The 18979-nt window shown below is 45.2% G+C and carries 19 protein-coding genes; 9 read left to right on the top strand and 10 right to left on the bottom strand.

Annotated elements, in window-relative coordinates; translation table 11 throughout:
• Positions 1 to 371 precede the first annotated feature (371 nt).
• The 4 genes from fccA to L5M49_RS06040 all read left to right on the top strand — a co-directional run bounded on the left by fccA (position 372) and on the right by L5M49_RS06040 (position 4556).
• Positions 372 to 2165 (top strand): fumarate reductase flavoprotein subunit FccA, encoded by a 1794-nt coding sequence (gene fccA, locus L5M49_RS06055; protein WP_113939829.1) that lies wholly within the window; start codon positions 372 to 374, stop codon positions 2163 to 2165.
• Between the two features lie 257 nt (positions 2166 to 2422).
• Positions 2423 to 3412 carry a 2-hydroxyacid dehydrogenase gene (locus L5M49_RS06050; protein ID WP_105250073.1) on the top strand — a complete coding sequence of 330 codons (990 nt, stop codon included), beginning with the start codon at positions 2423 to 2425 and terminating at the stop codon, positions 3410 to 3412.
• Between the two features lie 68 nt (positions 3413 to 3480).
• Positions 3481 to 4218, top strand: a complete 738-nt coding sequence (locus L5M49_RS06045; protein WP_131524705.1) for a dienelactone hydrolase family protein — start codon at positions 3481 to 3483, stop codon at positions 4216 to 4218.
• Between the two features lie 50 nt (positions 4219 to 4268).
• A complete protein-coding gene (locus L5M49_RS06040) occupies positions 4269 to 4556 on the top strand; it encodes a hypothetical protein (RefSeq protein WP_173246570.1) in 288 nt (95 codons plus the stop codon).
• Positions 4557 to 4737: 181 nt separating this feature from the next.
• On the opposite strand, the gene L5M49_RS06035 is transcribed toward L5M49_RS06040, so the two are convergent.
• The 3 genes from L5M49_RS06035 to L5M49_RS06025 all read right to left on the bottom strand — a co-directional run bounded on the left by L5M49_RS06035 (position 4738) and on the right by L5M49_RS06025 (position 6251).
• Positions 4738 to 5154 (bottom strand): hypothetical protein, encoded by a 417-nt coding sequence (locus L5M49_RS06035; RefSeq protein WP_263265641.1) that lies wholly within the window; start codon positions 5152 to 5154, stop codon positions 4738 to 4740.
• Between the two features lie 91 nt (positions 5155 to 5245).
• A complete protein-coding gene (locus tag L5M49_RS06030; RefSeq protein WP_131525118.1) occupies positions 5246 to 5689 on the bottom strand; it encodes a hypothetical protein in 444 nt (147 codons plus the stop codon).
• A gap of 16 nt (positions 5690 to 5705) precedes the next feature.
• Positions 5706 to 6251 carry a mechanosensitive ion channel family protein gene (locus tag L5M49_RS06025; RefSeq protein WP_106651494.1) on the bottom strand — a complete coding sequence of 182 codons (546 nt, stop codon included), beginning with the start codon at positions 6249 to 6251 and terminating at the stop codon, positions 5706 to 5708.
• A gap of 106 nt (positions 6252 to 6357) precedes the next feature.
• Between L5M49_RS06025 and L5M49_RS06020 the strand changes: the two genes are divergently transcribed.
• The 4 genes from L5M49_RS06020 to ahpF all read left to right on the top strand — a co-directional run bounded on the left by L5M49_RS06020 (position 6358) and on the right by ahpF (position 11388).
• Positions 6358 to 7101 (top strand): spermidine synthase, encoded by a 744-nt coding sequence (locus L5M49_RS06020; protein ID WP_168824883.1) that lies wholly within the window; start codon positions 6358 to 6360, stop codon positions 7099 to 7101.
• Between the two features lie 89 nt (positions 7102 to 7190).
• On the top strand, positions 7191 to 8726 hold the full coding sequence (locus L5M49_RS06015; protein ID WP_263265640.1) for a leucyl aminopeptidase: 1536 nt from the start codon (positions 7191 to 7193) through the stop codon (positions 8724 to 8726).
• Positions 8727 to 9083: 357 nt separating this feature from the next.
• Entirely contained in the window at positions 9084 to 9653 is a 570-nt protein-coding gene (gene ahpC, locus L5M49_RS06010; protein ID WP_105250080.1) for an alkyl hydroperoxide reductase subunit C, read from the top strand.
• Positions 9654 to 9816: 163 nt separating this feature from the next.
• On the top strand, positions 9817 to 11388 hold the full coding sequence (ahpF, locus tag L5M49_RS06005) for an alkyl hydroperoxide reductase subunit F (RefSeq protein WP_263265639.1): 1572 nt from the start codon (positions 9817 to 9819) through the stop codon (positions 11386 to 11388).
• 71 nt (positions 11389 to 11459) lie between these two features.
• Here ahpF and L5M49_RS06000 read toward each other — a convergent pair whose 3' ends face one another.
• The 7 genes from L5M49_RS06000 to brnQ form a co-directional block, all read right to left on the bottom strand.
• On the bottom strand, positions 11460 to 11639 hold the full coding sequence (locus L5M49_RS06000) for a hypothetical protein (RefSeq protein WP_263265638.1): 180 nt from the start codon (positions 11637 to 11639) through the stop codon (positions 11460 to 11462).
• 59 nt (positions 11640 to 11698) lie between these two features.
• Positions 11699 to 12130, bottom strand: coding sequence for a GNAT family N-acetyltransferase (locus tag L5M49_RS05995; protein WP_263265637.1), 432 nt, complete (start codon positions 12128 to 12130; stop codon positions 11699 to 11701).
• A 34-nt stretch (positions 12131 to 12164) separates the two neighbouring features.
• Positions 12165 to 12500, bottom strand: a complete 336-nt coding sequence (locus tag L5M49_RS05990; RefSeq protein WP_258547618.1) for a hypothetical protein — start codon at positions 12498 to 12500, stop codon at positions 12165 to 12167.
• Between the two features lie 11 nt (positions 12501 to 12511).
• Positions 12512 to 14236 carry a single-stranded-DNA-specific exonuclease RecJ gene (gene recJ, locus L5M49_RS05985; protein ID WP_263200357.1) on the bottom strand — a complete coding sequence of 575 codons (1725 nt, stop codon included), beginning with the start codon at positions 14234 to 14236 and terminating at the stop codon, positions 12512 to 12514.
• Between the two features lie 94 nt (positions 14237 to 14330).
• Entirely contained in the window at positions 14331 to 15056 is a 726-nt protein-coding gene (gene dsbC / locus L5M49_RS05980) for a bifunctional protein-disulfide isomerase/oxidoreductase DsbC (RefSeq protein ID WP_105250085.1), read from the bottom strand.
• A 140-nt stretch (positions 15057 to 15196) separates the two neighbouring features.
• The gene (gene xerD, locus L5M49_RS05975; RefSeq protein WP_105250086.1) at positions 15197 to 16099 is read right to left on the bottom strand and encodes a site-specific tyrosine recombinase XerD; all 903 of its coding nucleotides are present in this window, start codon (positions 16097 to 16099) and stop codon (positions 15197 to 15199) included.
• Between the two features lie 120 nt (positions 16100 to 16219).
• A complete protein-coding gene (gene brnQ / locus L5M49_RS05970) occupies positions 16220 to 17632 on the bottom strand; it encodes a branched-chain amino acid transport system II carrier protein (protein WP_168824874.1) in 1413 nt (470 codons plus the stop codon).
• Between the two features lie 527 nt (positions 17633 to 18159).
• Here brnQ and L5M49_RS05965 point away from each other — a divergent pair.
• The gene (locus L5M49_RS05965) at positions 18160 to 18876 is read left to right on the top strand and encodes a tRNA1(Val) (adenine(37)-N6)-methyltransferase (RefSeq protein WP_263265636.1); all 717 of its coding nucleotides are present in this window, start codon (positions 18160 to 18162) and stop codon (positions 18874 to 18876) included.
• The last annotated feature ends 103 nt before the right edge of the window (positions 18877 to 18979 follow it).

Raw genomic sequence — 18979 nt, 5'->3', positions numbered from 1 at the left:
ACAAGATTAAATTATAATATCTATAAAATACAAATAGATAAAACACACCACCAAAGCCATAATTCATGCCATTTTTATTTTATAAAGTTAAAATCAATCCATTCAATATGTTAACTAACGCATGTTATACCGTATTGAAGCAGTGATTAGTCTCAACTTCATTAATATTTCCCATCCGATTGCACATTTTAAATATGTTATTTTCGCTGTAACAAAGGTTATGTGATCTGAACACACATATACCTCTTTAGATAGTGCTAAATTTGCAAATGGAGAATGCTCTAACAGTGCGTGAGCTGCGTAAAAAATAAATATCACGCCACGATGAATAACCCTTATTAAGTAGATGAATATACGGCGGAGGAACTATCATGTTCACAAGAAAGATTCAAAAAACAGCACTAGCCATGCTGATCTCTGGCGCTATGGCAGGTACTGCCTATGCAGCACCAGAAGTGCTAGCCGATTTTCACGGTGAAATGGGTAGCTGCGACAGCTGCCACGTATCAGACAAAGGTGGCGTCACCAACGACAACCTTACCCATGAAAATGCTCAGTGTGTTAGCTGCCACGGTGATTTAAAAGAACTGGCCGCCGCTGCACCTAAAGATAAAGTATCCCCCCATAAATCTCACCTAATTGGCGAAATTGCTTGTACTAGCTGCCATAAAGGTCATGAAAAATCAGTCACCTATTGCGATGCTTGTCACAGCTTCGGCTTCGATATGCCTTACGGTGGTAAGTGGGAACGTAAGTTTGTGCCTGTTGATGCAGACAAAGCTGCTCAAGATAAAGCCATTGCCGCTGGCGCAAAAGAAACCACTGATGTCGTGATCATAGGTTCAGGTGGTGCAGGTCTTGCTGCAGCCGTTTCAGCCCGTGATGCAGGCGCTAAAGTTATCCTGCTTGAAAAAGAACCTATCCCAGGCGGAAACACTAAACTTGCTGCTGGCGGTATGAACGCTGCAGAAACTAAGCCACAGGCTAAACTAGGTATCGCAGACAAGAAACAAATCATGATCGACGACACCATGAAAGGTGGTCGCAATATTAACGATCCTGAATTAGTCAAAACCTTAGCCAACAACTCATCAGACTCTATCGATTGGTTAACCTCTATGGGTGCCGATATGACTGACGTAGGTCGTATGGGTGGCGCAAGTGTTAACCGTAGTCACCGTCCAACAGGCGGCGCTGGCGTGGGTGCACACGTAGCACAAGTTCTATGGGACAATGCAGTGAAACGTGGTACTGACATCCGCTTAAACAGCCGTGTAGTACGTATTCTTGAAGATGCGAGCGGTAAAATTACCGGCGTATTAGTGAAGGGTGAATACACAGGTTATTACGTGGTCAAAGCTGACGCTGTCGTTATCGCAGCGGGTGGTTTTGCGAAAAATAACGATCGTGTAGCTAAGTATGATCCTAAGTTAAAAGGCTTTAAAGCGACTAACCACCCAGGTGCTACAGGTGATGGCTTAGACGTGGCATTGCAAGCGGGCGCGGCAACTCGCGACTTAGAGTTTATTCAAGCTCACCCTACTTATTCACCTGCTGGTGGTGTGATGATCACCGAAGCGGTACGTGGTAACGGTGCGATCGTGGTTAACCGTGAAGGTAACCGCTTTATGAACGAAATCACCACCCGTGACAAAGCGTCTGCCGCGATTCTGCAACAAAAAGGCGAAAGTGCTTATTTGGTATTCGATGACTCTATCCGTAAGAGCTTAAAAGCTATCGAAGGCTATGTGCACCTGAACATTGTTAAAGAAGGCAAAACAATTGAAGATCTGGCTAAACAGTTAGATATTCCAGCGGCCGAACTCGCTAAAACAGTGAAAGCTTATAATGGCTTTGTTAAATCAGGTAAAGATGCTCAATTTGAACGTCCTGATTTACCACGTGAATTAGTTGTTGCACCTTTCTACGCTCTCGAAATCGCGCCAGCAGTTCACCACACTATGGGTGGTGTTGTGATCGATACTAAAGCCGAAGTGAAGAGTGAAAAAACAGGCAAACCTATTGATGGTTTATATGCAGCAGGTGAAGTCACAGGTGGCGTTCACGGTGCTAACCGCTTAGGTGGTAATGCTATCTCCGATATCGTTACTTATGGCCGTATCGCGGGTGCATCTGCAGCTAAATACGCTAAAGACAAAAAGTAAAATGCAATAACGGAGGGTTAAAGGACTAGCCCTCAGCTCATATAGTACGACTTTCAATATGAGAGCTCTAGCTTGAACACTTCAAGTAAAAGCAGTCAATCAATAAGCGAGCCGTCAGGGGCTCGCTTTTTTATTCCCAATTGATGATAAAGCTCACTCTTTTAAAGGGGAATTTTCTAAGGCTAAGGACAAAAAGCCCTAACTCACTTACACTCTTTGCCAGATAATTACATCAGCAAACCCGTTAGGTGACTGAAATGAGAATTGGATTTTTTAGCGCGAAACATTACGACATGCAGCACTTTAACCGCACAAATGCTGCGTTTGGTGCACAAATTGAGTACTTCGATTATCGCCTCTGCATGCAAACAGTGAAGCTTGCCGAAGGTTTTGAAATTGTCTGCGCCTTCGTCAACGATTCACTCTGTGAAGAAGTTCTGGTCGAACTCGCTAAGGGTGGCACAAAAATTATCGCCATGCGCTGCGCTGGATTTAACAACGTCGATTTAGTTGCCGCTAAACGCTTAGGCATGCAAGTCGTTAACGTACCTGCTTATTCTCCTGAATCCGTGGCCGAACATACAGTCGCACTGATGTTGACACTGAATCGAAAAATCCACAAAGCTTACCAACGCACTCGCGATGCCAACTTCTCCCTCGAAGGCTTAGTCGGCTTTAACATGTTCGGCAAAACCGTCGGCGTGATTGGTACAGGTAAAATCGGCGTAGCAACCATCAAGGTATTGCTCGGTTTTGGCTGTAAAGTCATTGCCTTCGATCCCTTTATCAATCCGGCTGTCATCGCGCTGAATGTTGAATATCAAGATCTCGACTCTATTTATGCCAACAGCGATATCATCAGCTTGCATTGCCCGTTGACCGCGGATAACCGTCACTTACTTAACCAAGCCAGCTTCGCCAAGATGAAACCCGGTGTCATGGTGATCAACACCAGCCGCGGTGGTTTACTCAATGCTTTCGACGCAATGGAAGCATTAAAACTGGGGCAAATCGGCTCGCTTGGGCTCGATGTATACGAAAACGAAAAGGGCCTGTTCTTCGAAGACAAATCGAATGAAATTATTCAAGACGATGTATTCCGTCGTTTATCAGCCTGCCATAACGTGATTTTCACGGGTCACCAAGCCTTTCTCACCGAAGAAGCCCTAGGCGCCATTGCCAAAACGACCTTGAGTAATATAAAAGCACTATGTGCTGGTGAACTCTCAGGTAACGAATTGTTTTAACTGACAGATAAAATCCTGACTGCTAAAGTGAGGCTTCAACGTTTGAAGCCTCATAGAGGAATATAAATATGTTAGTGACTCAGGAAATTCAGGATATCTCCACACCTTCAGGGCTAATGCGCACCTATATCTATCGCCCAGAAGCACAGGGAATATTCCCAAGTATCATCTTTTATTCCGAGATATTTCAGCAAACTGCGCCCATCGCCCGCACCGCCACTATTCTTGCTGGCCACGGTTTTGTGGTGTTAGTACCCGAAGTGTTCCATGAACTAAATCCTTTAGGCACAGTGCTGGCCTATGATGAATCAGGTAAAGATAAAGGTAACGCCGATAAATTTGCCAAACCCCTAGAACACCACGATAGCGATACCCAAGCACTGATCGATTTTGCCACTCAACAAACTTACTGCAATGGCAAAGTTGGCTCTATGGGCGTGTGTATCGGCGGCCACTTAGCCTACCGCGCCGCACTCAACCCCGCTATTTTAGGTGCATTTTGCCTCTATCCTACCGACATTCATTCCAACACCCTACCCTGCGCTTACGGCAATGACTCATTGAGCCGCAGCGGTGATATTCAAGGGGAATTAGTGTTAGTGTTCGGCAAGCAAGATCCCCACGTATCCGCGGAGGGACGAGTACTAATCCACCAGCAATTAATGGCGCTGAACCGTAACTTCACTTGGCTTGAAGTCAACGCCCAACACGCCTTTATGCGTGATGAAGGCGAACGCTATGATCCCGCACTCGCACTGCAAATGTACCTGCAAGCGGTAGCTTTTTTTCAAAGAGTGCTTCACTAGTTTATAAATTAAACATACAAAAATATTAAATACTTAAGGAAAGAGTAAAAATGAAACCCTATAAAAATTTATCCTCAAAAAACTTAGCATTACTATTAATGATTACCCGAGTAACAACCGTTGTTTCGTTATTAGCCGTCGTGCTTTCATTAATTGGCCTAGCGAGTCAGTTTTGGATGACACGTGGATTTAGCCTTAACTTTTGGTCGACAGTGGGCATAGCTACTCTTATCCCCTCTCTACAAGTGCTTTTGGGCTCTGGTATCATAGCTGCTATCATTGCATTTGAAGAATCCTACCGCCAAAAGTCTGAAGCCTTTATCGCCTCGTTAAAATAGCATTTAGTGTTGCCAAAAATACACCTAACGATCTAACTTTTTAAAATAAAATGAATCACTAAAACCTTAACTAATATTATGGTTTTAGTGATTCATCCTTTCATATATTAAACTGCTAGTAAAAAGCAGATAATCACTATTCGGAATATATTTCATCGATAAAGCCATCTAAAACACCTATCTACAAAAGGGGAAAACCTTTACCCCAAGAAATATCATATCCAATAGTAATGGCATTTGAACCTAGCTTACCAACACCAAGGCTGTATTCATTATTTGCATGAACTTCGATCAAGCATGGCAACAAAAATGCCCAAACATTGGATGAGGAGAGCTCAATATCTGCAGGAACAATGTCAGAAGAGGTAAGGAAATGAATAATCCTAGCAGTTGCATCTTTTCTAATCTGCTCTGCATTATTGATGAGTTTATCGAATGCCTCACATTGGGATACTGTTGGTCCCTCTTTTGTCCCCCAAATACGTATGAGAAAGCCATCCCCTAAATAAGGTATATCTAACTTCCTTTCCCAGATTTTTGATTGACCTTTTCCTGAAATATCACCAAAAGGAAAAATGGTTATTGACTTTGCAAACATGCGAACTCCAAATAACTAAGGTTGCCAACCATGGTCAGATCTATCAAGTTTTTTCAAAATTATATACACGTATTACTCTGACTGTTCTCAATTACAAAGCAGTCATTATCTCCTTTAATTTTCGTGAATATTTTTTGCTGCCTGGTACTCTTATTTTTTTAAGATAACGTTCTAGTTCATCTTGCTTTTCAATTAAGAGGCAGAACTCAATAATGTATATCACCAAGAAATTTTTATAAAAAGGCAGTGTTGCGATAACATCATCATTGCTCTCTTGCTCATCTGGTGCATCAATAAAAGTATCTATTTTTTTATCGAAGAAACGAGTAAATAGTGGCATGTTCGATGACACTATCTTCTCCATCTCTAAAATAGAAAACTCGGCGGCGTTTATTTTTTGTGCATCATAGGCTAATAACACTTTAGGTAGATCACATTCATTCACATTTACTTTGCTATTCTTTTTTGCATAGACGAGTAATGAACTATAAAGTTCAGTATCAATCAATTTGCCAACATCTTCTTCAATGACCATGTATCTATATCCTTTGTTACTCAGGATCAAACTTCTTTTTGCCTTCGAGTAACGCCTGACGTTCGGCTAAGGGGGTCTGATCAGCCAGCTTTAACACTGCCTTTTGCAGCATGAGGTTATTGGGATAAGTAATGGTATCGCCATTGTCGCGGTGAATAAGCACATGGAATAAAGCGATTTCGATGATCACTCCGCTAATATCTTCATCCTTATCAACCACTCGAATGCGCTCGCCGATACGGTAAGGAAACACGAAAAAGATCAGCACGCCAGCGGTTAAATTACTCAATATCGACCATTGAGCAACCAATGCTACGCCCATTACTGCAAAGGCGGATGACACAAATAGCGACACATCCTGATAGCCCAGTCCGAGCGAGACCGCCATCAAGGACAGAGTAATAAAAAACATCACATAGGAAATAAAACGGGTCACTAAACTGGTCCGTGCAACACTCACTTGCTTCATTTGCGCGAGTTTTCTAACCCAATGGGTTAAGGCGCGCTGTAAAAAGATAAACACTGCAAGATAAATACAGGCAAGCAGGATTTGATTTGTCATAATAGCGGCTCAATTAACTAAAACTGTCTGAATTCTAACTTTTTTGCGCGAGCAGTTATAGCCCGTGCAAACAAGCCAAACAGCTAAACCGAGTAATTAATCCAATATGGCCGATTCGACCCTCTTACATGAAACCCAAGACGCACTAGGCCCGATTCGTGTAATCGATTACGACGACTCACGGATCCTGTCCTTTGGGGATAACGATGAGCAGAGTAAGATCCTCAAGGCGGCGCCCTATATTCCCCAGCACACTTATGTGCAAGCCATGTTGTTGGTTTTACTGTTTTGTAAGCCTAAGAGCGCTATTGTTTTAGGTTTAGGCGGCGGCTCGATTATTCACTCACTGCGCAATTTCGACGCGGCAATAAAGTTAACAGCGGTGGAATTACGCCCCGCGGTGATTGAGTTAGCTAAGCGCTATTTTCAGCTGCCGATAGGTAAAAAGCTCAATCTTATCAATGATGATGCTATTGCTTTTTTAGCTGCTGGCGATCATAAAAAAGTGGATGTAATTTTTGCCGATATTTACACAGCCAAAGGCGTTGAAACAGGGCAGCTTTCGCCAATATTCCTTGAGCAGTGCACTAACCTCATCAAACCCAATGGGTATTTAGTGCTGAACTGCTGGAAAGAACATAGCCAAAATCGCGAGTTGTTAGCCGACTTACAACAACACTTTGCCCATGTGAACGCTTGTCTCACAGGCGGCGGGAATTGGGTGATTTTTGCGAGCCAATCGCCACAGCTTTTAGGCACCTCGGCCCTTAAAAGTAGTGCTCAATCTTTATCGCAACAATTGGGTTTTGCCCTTGATCGATCATTGACACGCTTTGGGCCTTGGATTTAATACTAATATCAGCAAAATAGCGTAAATTAGTTAACCCTAAGGCTGAGCTTTGATATTCTTCTCACACTTCCATGATATGAGCTGTCACCATGAAAAATAATAATAAATTGATATTAAGCGTTATGGCTCTGGCGTGCCTTAACTCTCTCAATGCTAACGCCGAAAGTTTTAGTTTTGACACTCGTAGCTCACTGAATTCAGATACACTAGTGCTATTCCAAAGCGCTGATTCTACTACCTATGGGATCGACTTTTTACCTCAGTCGACCCAAGATCAATTAAACCTAGCAACGGCGGATAATATTTTTTCCGGCAAACGGGGAGAAATCCTCGAGATTTTGGTACCCAGCGAAATTGATGCTAAACGGGTCTTACTGGTCGGCATTGGCGATGCAAAAAACTTAACGCCCGGCGACATTAATACCATCGGTGGCAATGTTGCGGCTAAACTCGATACGGTTCCCCAAGCCACAGTGCGTGTACTCACCCAAGGCTTAACTGCCGCGCCGCTATTTGCCTCTGAGCTTGCCCACGGAATTGAACTACGCAGTTATCGTTATACTCAGTTCAAAGCGAGCCCCCGTGCCGAGAAGAATTACCAAATCGCTGTCGATGATTTAAGTCGCAACCAAAAACACCATAAAAATCTGCAAGCGGTTGAAGCAGGTGTGTTTTTAGCGCGCGATCTGACAAACGCACCTGCAGACATTATGTATCCCGACAGCTTTGCTAACGAAGCCAGAAAACTCAAATCCCTCGGCGTTAAAGTCACGGTATTAGAAGCCAAAGATATCGAACGTCTACAACTGGGCGCCTTAGCTGCTGTAGGTAAAGGCAGCGAGCGCCCACCTAAGTTAGTGGTCGCCCATTGGCCTGGTAGCAAAGACGCGCCAATCGCACTGGTCGGTAAAGGCATCACCTTCGACTCGGGTGGTTACAATATTAAGGCGACAGGTACTTCAATCGCGCGGATGAAGTCAGATATGGCAGGTGCAGCCACTGTGCTAGGCACTATTAAAGCCATGGCGATTCAAAAAGCGCCTGTCAACGTAGTGGCGATTATGCCCATGGCGGAGAACATGGTATCGGGTCATGCAATGATCCCAGGTGATGTGATTAAAACCGCCCAAGGTCTCACCGTTGAAGTGCTCAATACCGATGCCGAAGGTCGCCTAGTGCTGGCCGATGGCCTCTGGTATGCCAGAGAAAATTATAAGCCATCGGTGATTATCGATGTTGCGACACTGACTGGCTCAAAAGTGAGTGCGTTAGGCAATGTTTATGCTGGCTTGTTTACCGATTCTGAGCCTTTAGTGCAGCAGCTAACTTATGCAGGTCAACAGGTTGGCGAAAAGGTCTGGCGCTTACCGTTAGATCAAGCCTATGCGGATGAGCTTAAATCCACTATCGCGGATCTCACAAACACAGGTAAAGAAGGCAGCGCGGGTGCTTCCTCTGCGGCCATGTTCTTAAAACGCTTTGCGGGCGAACAGCCTTGGGCACATTTGGATATCGCGGGCAATGCCTTAACCGCCACTGATACCGCTGTTGTGCCTGCGGGTGCAACAGGTTACGGCGTGCGCTTACTCAGCACTTGGTTAACTCAACCCAAAGCACAGAACTAGAACCTAGAACCTAGAACCTAGAACCTAGAACCTCAGTATCTTGTTTTAATTGTATTTACACTTTAAGGGATATCATTGATATCCCTTTTTTATGCTCGAAATTTATCTTATCTCAATCAACAAAAACCAGCTGGCTAAACCCTGACTACACCCAATCACGCCAAACCCGCAGCCGTCGTAGAAAAACCGATTGAGTCCGACCTAATCGCATCATAATTCGACTAAACCGATTAGGATAATAGTTTTTATCCGTTATCTTAATTTTAATCGAGTCGGTAATATGCTTCACATCGACAGGACGCAAGCAAATGTCCTCGTTATGAACTTAAGCCATCATCAACTAAATGGAAGCATAAAATGACTCAATCAATTATCAACAGCACAATCAAACCATTCAAAGCCACTGCATTCCACAATGGTGAGTTCGTTCCAGTAACTGAACAAGACCTGTTAGGTAAGTGGTCAGTCGTATTCTTCTACCCAGCTGACTTCACCTTTGTTTGCCCAACTGAATTAGGCGACATGGCGGATCACTACGAAAAACTGCAAGGTATGGGCGTTGAAGTTTACTCAGTATCAACTGACACACACTTCACTCACAAAGCATGGCATGACACGTCAGACACCATCAAGAAGATCAACTTCCCAATGCTGGCTGACCCAACAGGCACTATCAGCCGTAACTTCGGCGTGATGATTGAAGAAGACGGTTTAGCACTGCGTGGTACTTTCGTGATTAACCCAGAAGGCCAAATCAAGGTCAGCGAAGTTCACGATTTAGGCATCGGCCGTAGCGCTCAAGAGCTAGTTCGTAAAATTCAAGCAGCTCAATATGTTGCTACTCACGATGGCGAAGTTTGCCCAGCTAAATGGCAACCAGGTGACGAAACATTAGCACCGTCTTTAGACCTCGTTGGCAAAATCTAATTTAGCCTGCAAAGCGTCAACCCCGCCAGTCTAGCGTCCCAAGCTGATTGGCGTTACAGCCAACACAGTTGTAGCGCCACGCAGCAAAGGATTAAGCCCGCCCCTGCAAGAGCCTAGACTGGCCCCCTTACTTCTCCCTTTTAAGCGATTTTGGAGTCATCACATGTTAGATGCGAATTTAAAAAATCAACTGCAAACCTATCTGCAAAACCTCAAGAGACCAGTTGAACTTGTCGTGTCTGCAGATGAGAGTAGAAAGTCTCAAGAATTAAAAAGCTTAGCGCAAGACATTGTCAGCCTATCTTCTCTGGTGAGCCTGAAAGAAGTTCAGGGCGAACGCACCCCGGCAATGACAGTGATTAACCCAGAGCTTAATACGCAAATCAGCTTTGCTGGTCTGCCTATGGGTCACGAATTTACCTCACTCGTGCTGGCATTACTGCACACGGGTGGACACCCAATCAAACTCAGCGATGACATTATTGAGCAGATCCGCAATCTGCCAGGCAAATATGCCTTTGAAACTTACGTCTCACTGACGTGCCAAAACTGCCCAGACGTAGTACAGGCACTGAACATGATGGCGGCCATTAACCCGAATATCACCAACGTGATGATCGACGGTGCCCTGTTCCAAGAAGAAGTAACCAGCAAAAACATTATGGCGGTGCCTTCTGTCTACTTAAATGGCGAAGTGTTTGCAGCAGGCCGTATCAGCATTGGCGAGATCCTCAATAAACTGGATACCAATGCAGCAAGCCGTAAGGCCGATGAAATTAATGAAAAAGCGCCATTCGAAGTCTTAGTCGTTGGCGGCGGCCCAGCCGGCGCAGCGGCCGCTATTTATGCAGCACGTAAAGGACTTCGCACCGGTATTGTTGCCGACAAGTTTGGCGGACAAGTGGCTGAAACCGTCGGTATCGAGAACTTTATTTCGGTCAAAGCGACCGAAGGTCCAAAACTAGTGGCAAACCTTGAAGCCCATGTACGAGACTACGAAGTCGACATCATGGACAACCAAAAGGCAGTGTCGTTATCAACAGATGGCTTGTTCGAGCTTGAACTGGCAAGCGGCGCTAAATTACGTAGCCGTACCGTATTGTTAGCCACAGGTGCACGCTGGCGTGAAATGAACGTCCCTGGCGAGAAAGAATACCGCGGCAAAGGTGTCGCATACTGCCCGCATTGTGATGGCCCGTTATTTAAGGGCAAGCGTGTGGCGGTGATCGGCGGCGGTAACTCAGGTATCGAAGCGGCTATCGATCTTGCGAACATAGTAGAACATGTGACCGTGCTGGAATTTGATAAAACCCTGCGCGCTGACGATGTACTGCAACGTAAAGCGGCTTCTATGGGTAACATTAAAATCATTACCCAAGCTATGACCACTGAAGTGACTGGCGATGGTACTCGGGTTAATGGTCTGAACTACACAGACAGAACCACTGGCGAGAGTCACCATGTCGCACTTGCAGGTATCTTCGTGCAGATAGGGCTAGTACCGAATGCGGAATGGTTAAAGGGCACTATCGATTTAACCCCAAGGGGCGAGATCATAGTCGATGAGCGCGGACAAACCTCAGTCCCAGGTATTTTTGCCGCAGGTGATGTCACTAACTCACCTTTCAAGCAAATTATCATTGCCATGGGCAGCGGCGCGACCGCATCACTGGGCGCATTTGATTACTTAATTCGCCACAGCGATGAAGAAACCGCCGAAACGAAAGCCGCATAATAGTGAAATATTAACCGCATAAGATAAAAAGCCAGCGCAAGCTGGCTTTTTGTTTTTAATAGGGTTTACTTCTAATATTTTGATTTTATCGACCGCTTTAAACTATGGTCTAAACTGGCAAATACGAAGGTTGAAAACAACAAGATTAAGCAAAGTAGTCTCACCCAAGGCACTTGTCCCTCGAGTAACCAATTCAAAAAAGCGGAGGAAACCATAAAACTGGCAAAATAGGCATAATGTAGTTTTGTCATCTGAATTTCCTTATCTTAATCATGACGATGTCAACGAGGATAATCTCAACAATCCTTTTCTAAAGGTAGGCATTCTCAAGCCGAATTTGCATCAGGGTTTCAGGATGATCCACGGTACCAAAACCAAACTGGGCGTAGAGTCCATGGGCATCACGGGTGGCTAACATTATCCGTCTTAAACCTTGTAATTCAGGATGTTCAAGAATCGCTGTTATCATCAACTTGCTTAAACCTAAGCCGCGGTGCGACTCAAGTACAAACACATCGGCAAGATAGGCAAAAGTGGCTTTATCTGTGATTAAGCGGCCAAAAGCCACTTGTTGATTGTCCTTATCAAATACCCCAAAACACAGGCTATTGGCTAACGCTTTTTGTAGCAGCGCCTTTGGCATGCCCTGCGCCCAATAACTATTACTAATAAAGCCATGGATAACCTCAAGATTCATTTCAGCTTGATCTGTACTGACTCTGTATCCTGTTTCCTGCTGCATTTTCCTTTCTCCGAAATTTTCCGTTAACGTCAGCTCAGGTGTTATTGGCACTCATAAATATCATAAATGCCATCGCTAATAACACCACTTTAGCTAACGAATACAAAGCCCCCGCTAAAGTACCACCGCCATGATAACTAAAGGCTAAGTGGCGATTGATTTCATACTTAAAGGATTTAGCTAAATAACGGTAAGCGAGAAAGTAAAACAAGGAGGCTGCAGGCCAAATCCCCATAAGCAGCATTTGCCCCTGAGCCTTAGTGGTGAGTAAGGTTGAGATAAACGGTATGCTTAAGCAGACAACATATATCCAAGCAAAACGCTTAAGTAGCTGGCGGATTTTTTTATCGGATAATGATTTCAACTTCACTCCTTGTCATCTTACATAGCTTCGATTTGCTCAACCATAAGTTGCAGCGAAAAATTGCCGCGATACTCATTCACATCGAGTTTATACACAACACGAGCATGATTAATCGTCGCATCTGGCCAAGTGTGCAAATCCACATTAAAAGCAATCGCATCGAGCATCACAGTGCCGCATTGGGTTTCGAGTACGAGCTTAAGGTGGCGCTCACCGACAAGACGTTGTTGCACTATCGTGAAGTAACCATCGAATAACGGCTCTTCGAAAGCTTGTCCCCAAGGCCCCGCATTACGCAGTAACTGAGCCATTTCAAGATTCAACTCTGCGGGAGTGAGTTCGCCATCGGACCAAAGCTCGCCCGTTAACAACTCAGGTTTAAGCTGCTCACGCACCGCATCATCATAGGCTTTAGCAAATGTCGCAAAACTGCCCGCTTTGAGCGATAAACCCGCCGCCATTGCATGACCACCAAATTTGATAATCAGTCCCGGATGGCGAGTGTTCACTAACTCCAATAAGTCGCGCATATGCAAGCCTTTGATCGAACGCGCCGAGCCTTTAATTTCACCATTGCCTGCATCGGCAAAGGCAATCACGGGTCTATGGTATTTGTCTTTAATGCGCGAGGCCAAAATCCCGATCACGCCCTGATGCCAATCCTCTTGAAATAAGGCAATTCCCCAAGGCAACTCGGCTTCGTTAAGCTTTAAGTGCTCTAGGCTTTTTAAGGCTTCCTGCTGCATGCCGACTTCCAGCTCACGGCGCTCTTGATTCAATCCGTCAAGCTCTGCCGCCATACGCCGCGCATACATCATGTCTTCGCAGAGTAAGGTTTCAACCCCAAGTGCCATTTCGTCCAGCCTGCCTGCAGCATTAAGCCTTGGGCCCACGGCAAAACCAAAGTCAGATGCGACAATCCGCGCCGGATTTCGCTTCGCCACTTCAAGCAACGCAGTAATCCCCACACGGCAACGCCCGGCTCGCACGCGCTGCAAACCTGCTTCAACCAAAATACGATTATTGGCATCGAGTGACACCACATCGGCAACGGTGCCAAGGGCAACGATATCGAGTAGTGTGCCTAAATTGGGCTCAGCAATACCGTGGGTTTGATACCAGTTTCGCGTCCGTAATTCAGCCCTTAATGCCGTCATCAAATAAAAGGCCACGCCGACACCCGCTATCGATTTGCTGGCAAATGGACAGCCCGGTTGGTTAGGGTTCACTATCGCATCGGCAGCGGGTAACTCATGGCCGGGTAAATGATGGTCGGTAATCACCACTTGCATACCAAAGGCTTTGGCCGCCGCAACACCGTCAATTGATGAAATACCATTATCAACTGTGATGAGTAGCTCAGCCTGTTTGGAGGCCGCAACTGCTACAATTTCAGGGCTTAAGCCGTAGCCGTAATCGAAGCGATTAGGGATCAAATAATCCACTCTCACCGCGCCCATCATCCGCAGCGCCAACATACACACACTGGTCGATGTGGCGCCGTCTGCGTCAAAGTCACCCACGATCAGAATCGACTTATTCGCCTGCATGGCATCGGCAATAAGCGCCGCAGCTTCAGGCAACCCTTTCATGGTTTCAGGTCTTAATAGCCCCTTAAGGACAAGCTCGCATTCGTGGGTTAGCGCACCACGGCGAGCGTAAAGCTGTTTCAATAGCGGCGAAAGATGAGCGGGTAAATGGCTATCATCAACGGTTGGGCGACGGACTATCTTATGGATCAAGGGACTCAAACTCTCATGAAATCGTGGCAATAAGATAACAAAAAGGTGAGCCTTAAGCTCACCTTTCGTGGGATAAATTTTACATTTTAGGCTGTTACTGACGTGCCTCTAAGGTGCGTAATAAGTCTTCAGGCGGTTGATAACCAGGGATCATATTGCCATCTTCTAATACGATTGCAGGCGTACCATTAACACCAAAGGTTGTGCCTAACGCATATTGCTCAGCAATTTTAGCATCACATGTTGCCGCGGCAACTTTGCTGCCCGCTTTAGCATCAGTCATGGCTTTTAATGGATCTTTAGCACACCAGATAGCTTGCATCTCGTCGGCATTAGCTGACGGCACACCCGCGCGCGGGAAGGCTAAGTAACGCACTGTAATACCAAGTTTATTGTAGTCAGACATTTGGCTATGCAATTTACGGCAATAACCACAGCTAACATCGGTAAATACAGTGACCACATGTTTTTCGTTTTTCGCTTTATAGACAAGCATATTCTCTTCAAGCGGCTTCATCATTTCTAAACGCGGACCCGCTAATGCGGCTTCGGTTAAGTTTTTCATGCCCTTATCGATATCATACACACTACCGTGGAATAGTTTTGAACCATCACGGCTAATATAGAGCACGCCGCGGTTGGTCATGGCTTGATACAAGCCCTCAATCGGTGAGTCCTGCATAGAAATGACTTCAACATCTAACATCTCACCGAGTTTTTGCTTAATCGCAGCGGTATCGGGAGACGTCGCAGTGGCAGCGCTGGCAAGTGGTGCAACTAGGAGGGCAAAAACTAAGGATAATGCTGGGGTCAACTTCATGGGACATCCTATAAATTGTGTCGCTACAACGAGATATTGGGGCCGTTCTAACTCGAGATATTCAATAGACCCTGTATAGGGGCAAAAAGTTACAGACAAGCCGCGCGGAAAGCAAATTTATGCTGTAACTAAATCCTTTTTTAGCCTCTAGGATGATGCTGTTGATGCAATTCCTGCAATCTTGCCCGTGCTACATGGGTATAAATCTGTGTCGTCGATAAGTCGCTGTGACCTAATAACAGTTGGACAACCCGCAGATCGGCACCGTGATTGAGTAAATGAGTGGCAAAAGCATGGCGTAAAGTGTGCGGTGATAATGCAGTTTCAATCCCCGCACGCAGAGCATAAAGTTTAATCCGATGCCAAAAAGTTTGCCGCGTCATCATCTGCCCGCGTTTCGACGGAAATACCACATCAGATTGTTTATTACCGAGCAACTCTTGGCGAGCAAATTTCATGTAGCCCTCCACTTCGGTAATAGCCAATTCCCCCAGCGGCACAAGACGCTCTTTGCCACCCTTGCCCACAATACGTACTAAGCCTTGGCGCAAACTCATTTGCTCCATGGTCAAGCCGACAAGTTCACTCACCCTGAGGCCAGTTGCATACAAAAGCTCTAGCATTGCCTTGTCACGGCATTCGACGGCATCATCCACATTGGGCTCAGACAGTAAACGGTCAACCTGCGACTCACTCAGAGAATCCGGCAAATGGCGCGTTAACTTAGGCGACTCGACTAAGGCCATAGGATCGGCTGAAATCTGCTTGGTCTGCACCAGATAAGTATAGAAACGCCGTAAGCTGCTGAGCAGCCGAGCGCTACTGGTACGCGCAAAATTCTGCTCAACTCTAAAGGCCAGATATGCCCTAACATCGGCCTGAGAAACCGCGAGTAACGTCACGCCTTGCTGACCTTGATAACGATCAAAATGGCGTAGATCGGTACGATAGGCCGATAGCGTGTTATCACTCAGTCCCTTGCTTGACCAAAGATCATCAAGAAAAGCATCGATAAGTGGATCTGGCATATAGGTTTTAGGCACAAATACTCCATAAAAAAACGGCGTAATCAAATGATACGCCGTTGATATTAATTTAAATATGTCTAAGCCTGCATAAGCTTAACTGAGTTAAGCATAAAGACGAGAACTAGAATGCAAAGCCTAGGCTGCAGCCGTTTGACCACGGCCACGACCGAATACTAAACACAGTGCAATCGTCGCAATGGTCGGCAATAACCAAGCCATACCTTCTTCATAGAGTGGCAGCTTAGATAACACTGGAGACATAACATTCACTATATGGATAAAAACCTGTGCTAAGCCATTCATGGCTTGACCATCAGCGTCAGTCAAACTTTTCGCTGCCACTTTAAGACCATCGAAGATGCCGAAAAACAGTGCCACGCTCAGTACTGCGCGATGTGCAAACTGTGGATTCGCAAAATAAGCGGTCAGGAAAGTCACAACCACAAGAGCAATAGCCACAGGATAAATCGTCATTAATACGGGAATACTAATAGCAATCAACTGACTTAGGCCCACGTTCGCAATCACAGCGCATATCAAGCTTAAAAAGATCACGAGGAAACGGTAAGACAGTTTAGGCATCAGCTCATTAAAGAACTCAGAACACGCACTCACCAGCCCAACCGCAGTGGTTAAACAAGCTAAAGTCACGACTGATGACAACAAGACTGAGCCTAGTTCCCCAAACTCGCGGGTCACGTAATTTGTTAATATTTCGCCACCATTTTTAGTGCCGATAGCGATATCGCCAGCAGTTGCACCTAAAAAGAACAAGGACACATACACAAAAGTTAAACCAGCGGCGGCAATAAAGGCTGCACGGATTAGATACTTAGTTTGATCACTGGGTTGGTCAATGCCCTTTTTACGCAGGATATCAATAATCAACATACCAAACATCAAGGATGCTAACGTATCCATAGTGTTATAGCCTTCCAAAATACCTTTGGTCAGCGGATGCTGTTGGTAGTCCCCCACAGCTTGGCCCACTTCGGATGCAGGTAAAAACAGCACGGAGACTGCTAATCCGACCAACAAAATCAATAAAATAGGTGTTAATACTTTACCTACGCTATCGAGCAACTTACCAGGGAAAAGCGCCAGCAACATAGTGACAGCGAAGAAACCTAATGTGTATAGCAGTTGCGTCAGGTTTAATTCTAAACTGCCCAGCAAAAACGTTGCCGTGGTGTCATCGATAAATGGCTTAGCGCCAATCTCGTAAGCCACTAATCCCGTACGCGGCGCAGCAAAAGCAGGGCCGATAATAATGTAAATCGCGACGGCCAATGTCGTTGCTGCAAATACTGGCAGCATAGCCATAACCTTACCTTGAGCCTTAGCGACAGCAATCAGTCCAACTAAAGGTAAACCTACGGCGGTAATCAAAAAACCCAACATGGCGAGGGGCATATTTTCGCCCGCTAACATACCCGCGAATGGTGGAAAAATTAGGTTTCCCGCACCTAAAAAGAACGCAAAGGTCATAAAACCTAAGCCTAATGTATCTCCGATACTCATCTGATTGTCTTGCACTGGAAGCCCCATCTTGTCTTATTGTTTTTTTACAAACTTAAGTGATTATGTGTCGATTAGCCATAGCTAAAACAAAGCCCATCCGGAGTGCAAATCTATGTTTACACAATTCCGTGGTAAATATGTTCGATATCTGCCGAGTTTATAAACGATGGCGAACGTTTATGTAGCCTAACTGACGACTAATTCACCAACAAACTCGTTTACCTATCCGTTAATCTTAAAAGTGATTAAAAATGGGGGCGAAACTAATACCAGACTTAAAGCGTCAATACAAGACAACAAGTCCGTTCAGGCAAAAAAGTGAAATAATGCTAATTAACTGCTAATAAAAGGTTTCTAAGGCAATAAATTAAAGCGTTAATTAAGTGAAATCGGTATTGCCACGTAAAATAGTAAATGATTTGGCGACACAAATTCATACAGCTAGGACAGATGCGACTGTTTAAAAACATTAGCTAAAAACGAAGGCTAGAATTAGAATATTGCGCGCCCAATATTGGGCCTAAATCACTTTAGAACGGCAAAATTAACTCCCCATGGCATTCACTTTTAAACAATTTCATATCGATGACATGAATTGCGGCATGGCCGTAGGCACAGACAGCGTCGTCCTTGGGGCATGGGCACAACTGACCACCGCGAAATCAATCTTAGATATAGGCGCAGGCAGCGGCTTACTCAGTTTAATGGCCGCTCAGCGCAGTCAAGCACATATCACCAGTGTCGAATTAGACACCAATGCCGCCCATGCTTGCCAACATAACTTCCACAATAGTCCTTGGGCCAATCGACTGACCTTAGTTAATTGCAGCATCCAAAACTTTTGCCAACAAACTGAGTATCAAGGGTATTTTGATCATATAATTTGTAATCCCCCCTATTTTGAGCAAGGCACGCAAGCGATACAATCCCAGCGCGCTATGGCCCGCCACACAGATAACTTAAGCTTTACCGCACTACTCGATGCCATTCATGTGTGCCTAGCACCGCAAGGAAAGGCAAGTCTCATATTACCAATGCAGAGTATGGTCCGTTTCGACGAAATCTTAACGCACTCTCAGCTCAATTTGATTGAAATAACCAACCTTATCAGCATTGTAGGGAAAAGCGCTAATCGAGTACTCTGCGTACTCGCCCACAAGACTCATCCACAAATGGCTCCAAAGCTCAGTGATATCACTATTCGTGAACGTTCTGGCCAATACACACAAACCATGGTGCAATTGGTCCAAGATTTTTACCTTAAATACTGATATCGAGTCCAATCCTGACAAGTTAAGTAAAGCTAGCTAAGTTTGGCAAATTTAACGAAAGGTCCAATTTCCCACAAATTAAATGCTAATACATTGACCTAAA

Source organism: Shewanella sp. SM74 (assembly GCF_025653725.1).
In the GTDB taxonomy this organism is placed as follows: domain Bacteria; phylum Pseudomonadota; class Gammaproteobacteria; order Enterobacterales; family Shewanellaceae; genus Shewanella; species Shewanella oncorhynchi.
Note: the sequence above shows the minus strand (reverse complement) of the source record. Positions and strands in the feature narration are given on the sequence as shown.

Excerpts from the sequence above, each read along its gene's own strand:
- fccA (WP_113939829.1), top strand. The coding sequence starts at position 372 with ATGTTCACAAGAAAGATTCAAAAAACAGCACTAGCCATGCTGATCTCT.
- L5M49_RS06050 (WP_105250073.1), top strand. The coding sequence starts at position 2,423 with ATGAGAATTGGATTTTTTAGCGCGAAACATTACGACATGCAGCACTTT.
- L5M49_RS06045 (WP_131524705.1), top strand. The coding sequence starts at position 3,481 with ATGTTAGTGACTCAGGAAATTCAGGATATCTCCACACCTTCAGGGCTA.
- L5M49_RS06040 (WP_173246570.1), top strand. The coding sequence starts at position 4,269 with ATGAAACCCTATAAAAATTTATCCTCAAAAAACTTAGCATTACTATTA.
- L5M49_RS06035 (WP_263265641.1), bottom strand. The coding sequence starts at position 5,154 with ATGTTTGCAAAGTCAATAACCATTTTTCCTTTTGGTGATATTTCAGGA.
- L5M49_RS06030 (WP_131525118.1), bottom strand. The coding sequence starts at position 5,689 with ATGGTCATTGAAGAAGATGTTGGCAAATTGATTGATACTGAACTTTAT.
- L5M49_RS06025 (WP_106651494.1), bottom strand. The coding sequence starts at position 6,251 with ATGACAAATCAAATCCTGCTTGCCTGTATTTATCTTGCAGTGTTTATC.
- L5M49_RS06020 (WP_168824883.1), top strand. The coding sequence starts at position 6,358 with ATGGCCGATTCGACCCTCTTACATGAAACCCAAGACGCACTAGGCCCG.
- L5M49_RS06015 (WP_263265640.1), top strand. The coding sequence starts at position 7,191 with ATGAAAAATAATAATAAATTGATATTAAGCGTTATGGCTCTGGCGTGC.
- ahpC (WP_105250080.1), top strand. The coding sequence starts at position 9,084 with ATGACTCAATCAATTATCAACAGCACAATCAAACCATTCAAAGCCACT.
- ahpF (WP_263265639.1), top strand. The coding sequence starts at position 9,817 with ATGTTAGATGCGAATTTAAAAAATCAACTGCAAACCTATCTGCAAAAC.
- L5M49_RS06000 (WP_263265638.1), bottom strand. The coding sequence starts at position 11,639 with ATGACAAAACTACATTATGCCTATTTTGCCAGTTTTATGGTTTCCTCC.
- L5M49_RS05995 (WP_263265637.1), bottom strand. The coding sequence starts at position 12,130 with ATGCAGCAGGAAACAGGATACAGAGTCAGTACAGATCAAGCTGAAATG.
- dsbC (WP_105250085.1), bottom strand. The coding sequence starts at position 15,056 with ATGAAGTTGACCCCAGCATTATCCTTAGTTTTTGCCCTCCTAGTTGCA.
- brnQ (WP_168824874.1), bottom strand. The coding sequence starts at position 17,632 with ATGGGGCTTCCAGTGCAAGACAATCAGATGAGTATCGGAGATACATTA.
- L5M49_RS05965 (WP_263265636.1), top strand. The coding sequence starts at position 18,160 with ATGGCATTCACTTTTAAACAATTTCATATCGATGACATGAATTGCGGC.